Source organism: Clostridium lundense DSM 17049 (assembly GCF_000619945.1).
Lineage (GTDB): Bacteria > Bacillota > Clostridia > Clostridiales > Clostridiaceae > Clostridium_AO > Clostridium_AO lundense.
In genome coordinates this window covers 1-12076 of record NZ_JHVC01000007.1, presented here as the reverse complement: position 1 = coordinate 12076, position 12076 = coordinate 1, and the positions used below count along the sequence as shown (strand labels likewise).

The 12076-nt window shown below is 33.7% G+C and carries 12 protein-coding genes and 3 pseudogenes; 8 read left to right on the top strand and 7 right to left on the bottom strand.

What is annotated here, in order from left to right; translation table 11 throughout:
* Positions 1-167 precede the first annotated feature (167 nt).
* Positions 168-1097: pseudogene (locus T514_RS26550) on the bottom strand (IS3 family transposase).
* Between the two features lie 26 nt (positions 1098-1123).
* Here T514_RS26550 and T514_RS26085 point away from each other — a divergent pair.
* From T514_RS26085 to T514_RS27280, 5 genes and pseudogenes are all read left to right on the top strand, one after another.
* Positions 1124-1534 (top strand): annotated as a pseudogene (locus T514_RS26085) (conjugal transfer protein).
* Positions 1535-1703: 169 nt separating this feature from the next.
* On the top strand, positions 1704-2315 hold the full coding sequence (locus T514_RS0108855; protein ID WP_027624449.1) for a TetR/AcrR family transcriptional regulator: 612 nt from the start codon (positions 1704-1706) through the stop codon (positions 2313-2315).
* A complete protein-coding gene (locus T514_RS0108850) occupies positions 2312-4879 on the top strand; it encodes a PEP/pyruvate-binding domain-containing protein (RefSeq protein WP_027624448.1) in 2568 nt (855 codons plus the stop codon). The genes T514_RS0108855 and T514_RS0108850 overlap by 4 nt, the downstream gene beginning before the upstream one ends.
* A complete protein-coding gene (locus T514_RS27285) occupies positions 4872-5390 on the top strand; it encodes an MFS transporter (protein ID WP_242850577.1) in 519 nt (172 codons plus the stop codon). The genes T514_RS0108850 and T514_RS27285 overlap by 8 nt, the downstream gene beginning before the upstream one ends.
* 178 nt (positions 5391-5568) lie before the next feature.
* Complete coding sequence (locus tag T514_RS27280; protein ID WP_423219349.1) at positions 5569-5736, top strand: hypothetical protein; 168 nt, start codon at positions 5569-5571, stop codon at positions 5734-5736.
* A 153-nt stretch (positions 5737-5889) separates the two neighbouring features.
* Here the strand turns inward: T514_RS27280 and T514_RS0108835 are convergent, their stop codons facing one another.
* From T514_RS0108835 to T514_RS0108820, 4 genes are all read right to left on the bottom strand, one after another.
* Positions 5890-6510 carry a TetR/AcrR family transcriptional regulator gene (locus T514_RS0108835; RefSeq protein ID WP_027624447.1) on the bottom strand — a complete coding sequence of 207 codons (621 nt, stop codon included), beginning with the start codon at positions 6508-6510 and terminating at the stop codon, positions 5890-5892.
* Positions 6511-6615: 105 nt separating this feature from the next.
* The gene (aroA, locus tag T514_RS0108830) at positions 6616-7914 is read right to left on the bottom strand and encodes a 3-phosphoshikimate 1-carboxyvinyltransferase (protein WP_027624446.1); all 1299 of its coding nucleotides are present in this window, start codon (positions 7912-7914) and stop codon (positions 6616-6618) included.
* Positions 7915-8112: 198 nt separating this feature from the next.
* Positions 8113-8601: a DUF5673 domain-containing protein gene (locus tag T514_RS0108825; RefSeq protein ID WP_027624445.1), complete on the bottom strand. Its 489-nt coding sequence runs from the start codon at positions 8599-8601 to the stop codon at positions 8113-8115.
* Positions 8602-8634: 33 nt separating this feature from the next.
* Positions 8635-9144: a DUF5673 domain-containing protein gene (locus tag T514_RS0108820; protein WP_027624444.1), complete on the bottom strand. Its 510-nt coding sequence runs from the start codon at positions 9142-9144 to the stop codon at positions 8635-8637.
* Between the two features lie 124 nt (positions 9145-9268).
* Between T514_RS0108820 and T514_RS24260 the strand changes: the two genes are divergently transcribed.
* Complete coding sequence (locus tag T514_RS24260) at positions 9269-9727, top strand: hypothetical protein (protein ID WP_051541968.1); 459 nt, start codon at positions 9269-9271, stop codon at positions 9725-9727.
* Here T514_RS24260 and T514_RS0108810 read toward each other — a convergent pair.
* Positions 9713-10564 carry a CPBP family intramembrane glutamic endopeptidase gene (locus T514_RS0108810; RefSeq protein ID WP_027624443.1) on the bottom strand — a complete coding sequence of 284 codons (852 nt, stop codon included), beginning with the start codon at positions 10562-10564 and terminating at the stop codon, positions 9713-9715. The genes T514_RS24260 and T514_RS0108810 overlap by 15 nt on opposite strands.
* A gap of 194 nt (positions 10565-10758) precedes the next feature.
* Between T514_RS0108810 and T514_RS0108805 the strand changes: the two genes are divergently transcribed.
* Positions 10759-11289, top strand: a complete 531-nt coding sequence (locus tag T514_RS0108805; protein WP_027624442.1) for a biotin transporter BioY — start codon at positions 10759-10761, stop codon at positions 11287-11289.
* Positions 11289-11687 (top strand): DUF1284 domain-containing protein, encoded by a 399-nt coding sequence (locus tag T514_RS0108800; RefSeq protein WP_027624441.1) that lies wholly within the window; start codon positions 11289-11291, stop codon positions 11685-11687. The genes T514_RS0108805 and T514_RS0108800 overlap by 1 nt, the downstream gene beginning before the upstream one ends.
* A 216-nt stretch (positions 11688-11903) precedes the next feature.
* On the opposite strand, the pseudogene T514_RS26080 reads toward T514_RS0108800, so the two are convergent.
* Positions 11904-12076: pseudogene (locus T514_RS26080) on the bottom strand (IS256 family transposase); the annotation flags it as partial.

Below are 12076 nucleotides of genomic sequence, written 5' to 3'. Positions count from 1 at the left end.
CCCCACCGTATAGACCATCAAATAAAATAAGATTCATTTAACTATTAAATAGAAAGGATAGGTACAAATATGGAACTTAAATTTGTAATTCCCAATATGGAAAAGACTTTTGGAAATTTGGAGTACTGGATCTATGTCAATATCTTAGACACAAAAAGTTGAACTTTTTATGCAATTTTTCTAGCTAAATCTTCACATTTTTGTAGTGAAATATAACCAATGCTGCTATGTATTCTTTTTCTGTTATACCAAGCCTCTATATATTCAAATATTGCTAACTTTGCAGTGTCAAAATCAAAATACTTAACAAGATGGACTTCTTCCTTTTTTAAAGAGGCATGAAAAGATTCAATGCAAGCATTATCGTAGGGGCAGCCTTTTGAACTGAAGGAATGGGTAATTAATTTAGTACTATCTATGTATTCCTTAAAAGCGGAGCTTGTGTATTGACATCCTAAATCACTATGTAAAATTAAAGCTTTAGTTGGTTTCTGAGGCCTTACGGCGTTTTTTACAGCCTGCAGAGCTAATGAGGTATCAATAAACTTAGACATAGAATATCCAATTATCTTTCTACTATACAAATCCATAACTGAAGCTAAATAACAACAACCGTCTTTAATTGTATGGATATAAGTGATGTCTGTTACCCACTTTTCGTTGATAGTAGTTGCTTCAAAGTTTCTTTTTATTTTCTAATTCTCGATTGCTTGGCTTCTTATTTAGATATTTATAATAAGAGCTCCTAGACACCTTTAAAACTTTACACATGAGCTTAATATCATGATATTTCTTGTTGTTAGTAATGAACTCAAATACAGTAGTTATTTCCTTGCGAATATGCCCATAGCTTTTTTTAATATTTCGATTTCCTCTTCAAGCTTTGCATTTTTCTTTAATAGGTTTTTATATTCTTCTGCTGTTATGGTTGTATCTTTATCCACAGAAACAGGTTTATTTTTCTTTATCCAGCCAATTATTGTTGATTTTGATACGGCATATTCACTACTTAACTCTGCTAGGCTCTTTCCAGAGTTATAAAGCTCTACTATTGTATTTTTAAATTCATCTGTATAATGTTTTTGACCTCTTGCCATTATAAACACTTCCTTCTCTTTCCTATATTTTAAAGTGTTCGGCTTTCTATGTCTACAATATTATACTAACACCAAATTCGACCATTACCAGTATTCCTATGAAATCCGACTATGAACCAGTTCCAATTGAAAATGACGGAACGGTGAATTCTATTATGACGAATGAAATCAATGATTTTTTGACTACATTCTTTAAGCTCTATCCTACTTCAACAATGAATGAACTGTCTTACTATGTGAATGAGGGTGTCTTGAAACCTATCGGCAAGGATTATGTATTTGCGGAACTGGTAAATCCTATTTACAACCGCAAGGATAATTAAGTTACGGTATCGCTGGCAGTGAAATATCTCGACCAGCAGACCAAAGCGACACGGGTGTCGCAATTCGATTTGGCATTAGAAAAAATCGGTAATAACTGGAAGATTATAAAATAGTTAGTTTTGATTTAAGACACATACTATATGCTGTGTGTTGAAAACTTAATATTGATAGTTAATAGATATTCTTCTATAAAAAATTAGTCTTGACAAGCGACCAACGGTCGCTATATAATAAAAGCGAAACAGCAAACGACCGTTGGTCGCTACAAGGAGGTACCATCACATGCCAAAAGGAATTATGCTTACACCCGAACAACAAGCAGCGCGCCGAGAAGAAATAATCGGTGTTGCTTTGCGGCTCATAGAGAAAAATGGATTCCAAAAAACATCAATGCGGGAAATCGCGGTTTTAGCAAACATGGGAAAGTCCAGTCTGTATGATTTTTTCAAAACGAAAGACGAGATTGTTGTATACGCAGTTGAGAAAAAAATAGAAGAAACAATTCAAAAGGTTCATAGAATTATTGCTGATGAATCTTCGCCGGAACAGTGCCTTAGAAAAATCATGCTGAATCATCTTGTAGTACCAAAGCAGTATAGAACTGTGCTGATGTGGTTAAATACAGAATCTGACTACTTAGAAGAAGAATATCGAAAGCGGCTGAAAGCTGCGCGTTACGCATATCAGGATATTATAAAATCTGTGATTGAAAATGGAGTGACCGCAGGCATCTTTCGTAAAACGAATGCCGATCTTATGGCGCGTTTATTAATTAACTCCGTTATAGCAATCATCTACACATCTCGACCATCAACCAGTCCGGAAAAAATGCTTGATGAAACAATGAATATATTTCTACACGGAATTATGAATGATGGAGGTGAATTATTATGATTTATTATATCCTACCCTTGGGGCATAAACAGGCAACCGTTGAAATGGTCGGCGGAAAAGGTATGTCTTTATCAAAACTTATGACAGCGGGCTTCCCTGTGCCAGACGGCTTTCATGTTACGACTGCTTCATACCAGAGTTTTGTTGAGATGAACCGTATTCAGCCTCACATTAATAAGTTGCTGGCTGGTATTGATTCCAACAATACCAGCCAGCTTGAAGATGTTTCTACGCAGATTGGGATGCTTTTCCATAATGGAGAAATGCCGCAGGAAGTGTCGGCGGCAATTAAAACCGCTTATGCCGGATTAGGGAACATCACGGTAGCTGTCCGTTCCTCCGCGACCGCCGAGGATTTGCCCGACGCTTCTTTTGCGGGCCAGCAGGAAACTTATCTTAACATACAAGGTGAGAATGAAGTCCTTGCCGCTGTAAAGCGGTGCTGGGCTTCCCTGTGGACAGCTCGCGCTATTGTTTACCGCGTGAAGAATGATATAAAGCAGGAGATTGTCGCGCTTGCTGTTGTAGTACAAAAGCTTGCGTTTTCCGATGCGTCCGGCGTTATGTTTACGCTAAACCCTATCAATGGCAAACGTAGCGAAATGATTATTAACGCCGCGTGGGGACTTGGCGAATCGGTGGTTTCCAGCTTAGTCACCCCTGATACAATCGTTGTAGATAAAAACGCCGAACGAATTGTATCGTATGAAGTAGCAAACAAAGAGATTATGACGGTTCGCACCTCAGATGGAACGGAAGAAATCCTAGTTCCTGAACGGTTGAGGAAAAAACATGCTCTTACCCGCAATCAAGTCATGCGGTTGACACAGCTTGGGAAGGAAATTGAGAAGTATTATCAAATTCCTATGGATGTAGAGTGGGCACTGGAAAAAGATAAATTGTATATTGTTCAGGCTCGCCCCATTACTGTCCTGCCGCCGGAATGGACGTTACCGGAAAAGGATGTTATATACACAAAAGGCAGTCTGGCGGAACACCTGCCAAATCCTGTTACGCCCTTGTTCGCCACGCTTGGCCTTGAAATCGTCAACCGTGCATCGGCACTTTTATGGGTAGATATGTTTGGTAAAAGCGCGAAAAAGCTACTGCCAGAAAACGGAGCATATACGATTATTAACGGATATGTTTATCTTTCCGCTAAATCAAAGCCACTTTTGATTGCTGTCAAATCCCTTTCGCCCCGCTCTTTGCGCCGGGCGCTCACGAACAGCGTTGCACGCTGGAAAGTGGCACGAAAAGAATTTGAGGATGTGATTAAACAATGGGAAGAAAAGCCCATGCATATGCTGAGCGCTCATCAAATAATGGAGGGGATTCAGACTGTATTTTATGCCGCGTGTATTTATTTCACAAGGATTCAGCTTACATTGCCTGCCGCCTCTATCAGCGAAACATTATTTACAAAATTATTTCAGGGAGCGGCTCGCCGCGCTGGTATGACAGATACTTCTGTTTTCCTGCTTGGATTTGATACGATTGCTCTGCAAGCGGAAAAGAACCTGTGGAGCCTCTCGGAATGGGTAAAGCAAAATAGCACCCTCAACCTTTATCTGCAAAACAATCCGACAACAAAGATAGCGGAAGATTTTATGTCCTCAGTTCTGCCTGACGAAGTTTCGCAGGAAGTATGGATAGAATGGAAAAATCGAATCAATCAGTATTTTAAAGAGTTTGGTCGTACCGCTTATGAATTCGATTTTGCGTATTCCACACCGCAGGAAACACTTACACCAACCTTTGAATCCATAAAAACATTTGTGGAAGGAAAAGGTGAAAGTCCTTTTTTACGTCAAGCTACATTTGAAAAGCGTAGGAAACAGGCAGAAGAAGAAATTTTACAACATATAGGTAGCTCACGCAAAAAACTGTTTTTGAAGTTGCTCCATTGGGCGCAGGAAACCGCCCCTATGCGTGAAAATGCTATTTATTTGATGGGAATGGGGCATCCGCTGATTCGCCGGATGTTTCAGGAAATTTCAGCCCGCCTTATACGTGGCGGAGCTACTTCGCATCTGGATGATATTTACTGGCTCACAAAATCGGAATTGGAAAAACTCATAGTACAGTTAGACGAAAATATACCTTTATCCGATAGAAGGAAGGCGATACTTGCGCGAAAAACGGAACTAAAAAAATACCAGAGTTATGTGCCGCCAGCTCAGTTACCTGAGAAGAATGCAAAAAGCATATCACATGCACTACAGAAACAAAAAGATGGAAAAACCGTGTTGAGGGGTATAGGAACCAGTTCTGGTGTTGTGACAGCTCGCGCCTGTGTACTGAATAGTCCGGCAGATTTTGAAAATTTCCAGCCGGGAAGTGTATTGGTTGCTGTTACTACAACTCCTGCTTGGACACCCTTGTTTGCCTCTGCAAGTGCAATTGTAACGGATATTGGCGGTCCTCTCAGTCATTCAAGCATTGTTGCACGGGAATATGGTATCCCTGCTGTTATGGCGACACACACCGCTACGAGAAGCATTGAAAGTGGACAAATGATAACGGTGGACGGTTCGGAGGGAACGGTGACGATTAATGGATAAAAAGCCTATTTTCGCTTTAAAGCTTGCGACTTTGGTGATTGCGTTAGGATATAGCCTAATTCTTCCGGCCATGCCGTTTTACATGAAAAATCTAGGTGCAGGCGGTCGCGAGCTTGGATGGCTCACTGCCGTATATGCGCTGGCACAAACAGTATGCGCGCCTTTTTGGGGGGCGCTGTCCGATCGAATCGGTAGAAAGCCGATTATCAGCATTGGTATTATAGGATATTCCATCAGCTTGTTCCTGTTCGGTTTGGCTTCATCCTTTTGGACGCTGTTTATCGCTCGCAGTTTATCAGGTATTTTGTCATCTGCTACGTCCGTTGCGTCTTTGGCATATGTCGGAGATTCCAGCTTGGAGGAAGAAAGAAGCAAGAATATGAGTCAACTTGGAGCTGCAATGAGCGTTGGCGTAATGATGGGACCACTATTGGGTGGCATTCTTGCAAGCTATTCGCTTGCCTCCCATTCTTTACAGGAGCTGGCATTTCATTTATTGCCTTTCTGCTAATTCTAACGCTTTTGCCAGAGTCAATTGATCGTTCAGAACAGACGAAAAAAAGAAAACCCTTTGATTTTTCAGACCTGAAAAGTATGGTTTTCGGCTTATTCGCGGTATCTTCTGCTATACAGTACCCACATTAAACGCAAGCCTTTCAAAAACTGACAATCAGCACAAAGGAACACTGATGGGATTTGCCAGTACCGCCGGAAATCTTAGCAAAGTTGTTGCTCCTTTGTTAGCTGGGTATCTGTATGAAAGCAATATTGAATTACCATATATCACCATGGGAGCGATAGCCTTAATCGGAGTGGTTATCTGCTTTATCTGGATAAAAAATAAAAAGAACAAATGATGGAGGAGGAAGTTTATATGGAAATTATACAAAGTAACCAATCTGGTGTAGAAATTCAATTGAGGCTTTTGGACTCTATTAAAGTCTTGCTACTACTTAAACCTATAACATCCTTAATTCATTATGACATAGATCCAGTATTGAGGTATCTCTCTACTTAATCAACTCATTCCATCCAGCAAAAAAGAAGGAATTCATTTTTTCAAATTGTTTTATTGCAATTTCATAAGGTATATCATGTTTTATAAATTCAGTTGCTGCATTCATGTAGCATTCTACTATTACATGAATAGTAAATTCATCCAAACCTGAAGTTTCTTTAACAAATTGAATGGGTTCTTTATTTTCTTTTAAAACTTTTTCTATCAAAACATCCATATAATTTTCCATACTGGAACCACTTGAGCACATAATCAATAGCTTACAAACATCAAAGTTATCATATAAATAATTAATATATTTTATATGCTCTTCTTTTGCATCAATCATTTCATTTTTTAGTTTTGTATTTTTATCATATATGTCATTCTGTTTTCTCTCTATTTCCTCTATTAAATTATATAATCCATGAACCACGTCTTTAACAAGAGTTACAAAAATATCATCTTTATCCTTAAAATAACCATAAATTGCACCAGTTGTCACACCAGCTTGCTTAGCTATATTTCTAAGAGATGCATCCTTAAAACCTTTTTCTAGAAATTCAGCTTTAGCACAATTTAAAATATTATTAATAGTACTTGATCCATCTTTAGTTTCTAATTTCTCCTTCATTTAAATTACTTCTCCTTACTTATAATGTATAACACTGTTATACATTATAAAGTTAATCCAGTCAAATTTTTAATCCGCACACTAAACTATTATCCATTTTTCATTTTACTTTATATCAAAATCATTTATCTCCATATCTCCGCCTACATTCTTAAATTCCTCCCAAAAGTTTGGATAGGATTTTTCCACTGCTTCACTATTATTTATTATTAAAGGTTCTTCACAAGCTATAGAGGCTACAGCTAAAGCCATGGCAATTCTGTGATCATTCCAACTATCTACAACGTCACCTTTTAATTTTTTATTACCCTTTATTATAAGTCCATCTTCCAGCTCTTCAACTTCTCCACCAATTTTATTTAATTCACAAGCTATTGCATGTAATCTGTCACATTCCTTTATCCTTACCCTTTTTGCATTAATAATTTTTGTAACACCGATGCTTACTGACCCTGCCACTGCAAGAATTGGGACTAAATCTGGGATTTCAGAGGCATCAATGGTTATCCCCTTTAATCTGCTAGGACTTACTTTGACAAAATCATCATTTATATCTATATTTCCTCCCATAGATTTTATTATATTTATTATTTCCTTGTCTCCCTGTAATGAATTTATATTTAAATTTTTACAAATTATTTCTTCTCCAATTGCTCCTGCCACAATCCAAAAAGCTCCTTGAGAAAAATCACCTTCAACTTTATAATTTCTAGATATATAGTTTTGATTTCCTTTTATATAAAACTCTTTATAGAGATTATTTTCAACCTTTACTCCAAACTTATTTAATATATCTATAGTTAAGTTCACATACCCCTTTGATTCCAGCTTTGATGTAATAATTATCTTTGAATCACCATTAAGAAGAGGAAGAGCAAACATGAGTCCTGTAATAAATTGAGAGCTTATATCTCCCTTTAGATAAAATTCACCTGATTTTAACTGTCCCTTTATCCTTAAAGGTAAATTCCCTTTTTCATTTTGATAAAATATATTCTCCTTATGAAAAATATTATAATATTCATCTAAAGGACGTTGTGGCAATTTACCTCTTCCTATAAAGGTTACTTCCTTGTCTCCCTGCAAAAGAGCTATAGGAATTAAAAATCTTAAAGTAGAACCTGATTCTATACAATCTATAATGTTATTTTTTATTTCAATTCTACTTACACCTTTTACATTTAATACTTTATCATCATCTTTATATATTTCATTAATGCTAACTCCAAAGTTTTTCATTCCATGAATAGTAGCTATTATATCTTTGGAATATGATATATTTTCTATAATACTTTCTCCTTTAGCAAGCCCTGCAGCTATTATTGCCCTATGAGCCAAGCTTTTAGAAGGAGGAATATTTACGCTTCCTTTTAAATTTTTGGGACAAATTTTAATCTTTTGCATATTATCGCTCCTTTAAAAACAAATAACTTTATCTAATTACTACATAAAATTTATTCTTTGTATTCCATATAAGTAAATACATTTTATAATCCTTGCTTAAATCACGAACACTTTATTTTATCATGATTGTAGAATACTTTAAATCTTTACTTACATTGATTATTTTATAATTTACATTATATAACTAACTATTTATTCCTAAATTTTTAAAACATGACTTTGTAGCACCTCATCTATCTCCTGTTGTTTATGGATTCCTATATTCATATCTTTATTCATAATTGAATTATTCTTATCTAAAATTTCAAGCTTAAGTGTATCTTCATCTATCCATTTATAATTTTTAATTTCACTCCACTTATAAAAATAAGAATAGTTTCCATTTTGCATAGATATACCATTTGTTCTTATTCCTGAATATAATCTTATATGCATAATATTTAAAATACAAAATTGTATCCAATATATACTGGTGAAAAGAACTTTTGCATCCATTTTATCATTATTCAAATATTCTGTAATATTATCAAAAAATAAAATGCCAAATAATACAAGCATTACTATGTAAAACTTAGAAGGTTTATTTCTTTGTATTTTTATAATAAGCTTTCCTTCTTTCACCCTTTTATATAGTCCAAATAATATAAAACAAACCATTATTATATTCAATCTAATAATAAATGTCATACATAATTCCCCCTAACTCCTCATTCTCCCCTCTTAATTTTTTAAAATATAACTTTGTAACACTTCATCTATTTCCTGCTGTTTATAAGCCCCTATTTCCATGGTTTTATATATGGTTGGATTATTCTTTTGTAAAATTTGGAATTGGAATTCATCTTCATTTATCCATTTGTAACTCTTAATTTCATTCCATTTGTAAAAATAAGTTTCTTTGTCATATTGTACGGATATGCCATTTTTCTTTATGCCTGAATACCTTCTTGCTTGTAAAAGCATACACACACTGCATTGCAGCATAATCATTTCTTGAAGAAACTTTTTACTATTAACTTCCTCATTATTTAAATACGATACAATGTTAAAAGTAACTGAAATTCCATAGAATATAGTTAATCCTATAAACAGCATAGCCTCTATAAAAATTATGTTCTTTTGTGTCTTTACAATAAGATTCCCTTCTCTAATTAATCTATATAATTGTAATAACATAGAGCAAAATGCTACTATAATGGCTATAATATATAACATCTTAATATCAATCATATGTAATTATCCCCCTTCAAGCCTCTTACTTTATCAACTTAATCATTCATTACCATATGTTAACTATTATTCATTAAAATATTTCTAATCTCTTTAGGTAATATTAATAACGAGGTGATTTCTAGTGATTAAAAAAGCATTAATAATTTTATCTATTTTACTTTTTTCATGTACAAATGTTTATGGAGAAGAGTATGTTAGCATTGAAATATTTGATATTAATAAAAATAACGTGGTAAAAAGAAGTGAATCTTCTCCTAAAATCGAAAAAGAAATTGAGAAATATCTTCAAAATATAAAAGGAATATATGAGAAATTCAACCCTATTCCTGATAAAGGATATATGGTTAAAATTCCTCTAGACACACCTATAATGATTCAAAATAAATGGATAAACTCCTTTATAGATGAAGTTATTATAATATTCCCTGAAAATGAAACACCTTATTTGATGGTTCTTGACAATGAAGAAAGAACACTTTTTTTATCCTTTGATGGTGATACAGATATATTATTAAAATACCTAAACTTTACACCTGAAAGCTCTGTTAATTTATTTAATTTCAAATTAAAATCCACCTAAAAATCTTATGAAATCAATACACCAGTGAAAGGATATAGCTGTCTCTAAATCTCTTTTATATTGTAAATAAGCCATAGGCAATCCAAATAATAAACTAGTTAGCATAAGCATTACAATAGCACTTATTGGATTTACTATCCACAACTGAGAAAAGTGACATAAACTATGAGGTACAACTCCTAAAAACATACTTATAGCTATGGTATGTTTCTTATCAACGTGCTTGCTTAAAATAGTAATAAATACATTCATTATAAAAAATCTAAACACTATTTCTTCTGCAATACCTGGCTGAAGAGCTAAGAAAGCTGATGTAATTGGATTTTGCCAATTTAAGTATCCTGTTGTATTTTTAAAATAGAAAAAATTTATAATAGCTAATGGCATACTTATAAGAGCTCCTAATACCAAAGATAAAATTGCTTTTTTAAATTTACTCTCTACTAGTGAAGATTTAATATTATTATTACCCTTTGATAATAGACAAGCAGCTATAAAAGAGCAAAATAAAATTACTGCTTCTTTTATAGTAGTACCAATATCCGATCTATTTAAAAGACTTATTGAGCTAATAAAAGTTAGCACTATAGCTGGAAATATAAATTCAGCTTTTATATCTCTAAATTTAGCTGCTATAACTACAAATGAAGCAATTCCTATTATATACTCTGTCCACATCCAAGCCCTATACATAAACATTCCATCATTTTTTGTTTGTGTAACTTTAATTGATAATATATAACTAAGGATAAAAATCATAAAAGTAACTAAAGAAATCATGTATGCACTTTTCTTACCATTACTTTTACTACTAAAAGTATTTCTGTTTATTTGCATTTTTCTACCTCCAAATTATCTAGTGTGTAAAAACTGTATTATAACTAATATTTTACCATATCATAATTTATATGTATATTAACCTCATTAGGTCTATTATATTGTTAACCAAAATACACTTATTAGTTTACAAATAAAAAATAATATGATACTATTAAAAAAATGAAAAGCACTTTTTTCAAGGGGGGTTTAAATTGAAATTATCAGCTAAAGACTTAGTTTTATGTGGAATGTTTGCTGCATTAACAGCAGTTGCTTCTCAAATTTCCATACCTATTCATCCAATACCTTTTACAATGCAGGTATTAGCAGTTTATTTAACAGGAATTATATTAGGTTATAAAAAGGGCTTTATATCTATTTTTGTATATGTACTTTTAGGAGCTATAGGTGCACCAGTATTTACGAATTTTTCTGGAGGAATACAATCAATTGTAGGACCTACAGGAGGGTTTATTATAGCTTTTCCCTTTATGGCTTTACTAGCTGGATACTCTTCTCAAAAAAGTTATAATAAATTGAAATCAGCTGCTGCTTTAATCTTATCATTAGTTCTATGCTACACATTAGGAACAACTCAACTATGCTTAGTTACAGGTATGTCTATTTCAAAGGCTTTAAAAGTTGCAGTTATACCTTTTATTATGTTTGACCTAGTAAAAATAGCTATAGCCTATATTATAGGTCTTAAAGTTAAAAATAAAGTAAAACTAGGCGTATCCTAATGATAACTTTAAGACCACATCATATCTTATGCTTTCAAGGTTATATTGGAAAGGGATATAGTAAGTCATTTATAGATAATATGAATATCGTAGTTGCAAAATTAAAAGAAGATCCATCCATAAACATTAAACTTACACCTTATGCTGATGATGTTTGTAAAAAATGTCCTCACAAAGTTAAAAATGTGGGATGTACTTCAAATAACAAAGTATTGTCTATGGATAAAAAAGTTATGGACTATCTTAATTTAGATTTTAAAATATATAGCTATAAATATTTGTTGAATAGACTACAGCATAACATAACTATAGAAGCTTTTAATGATATATGTAGTAGCTGTGAATGGTGTAAATATGGATTATGTCATGAAGCTATACTTGATAAAGTGAAAAGTTAAAAATGAAGAGTGAACGAATAAAGGATAATTTTTCTCCATTAACATTACGAAAAATGAGAGTGTGAAAGTTTTTCTGTAAATAGCTTTCTATGATAATTATTTTATAGGCATGGAGGTCATGGTAAAACTCCATGCCTTAATTACAATATAATTAACAATGAATTGCATGTCAAGAACACCCTAGGGAAGGGCGTGTTTTTTTGGCCGTAGGCTTAATTAAAAAAGTCTTCCTTCAAACATTATTGATAACTCACCATATACTTTTCCCCAATTACGAAGAGGCATAGTCCACTTTTTCGTAGCTTCAAATGTTGCTAAGTACAAAGCTTTCATTAATGCAGTATCACTTGGAAATACACTTCTTTGGCGATTTAGCCTGCGGTAAGTAC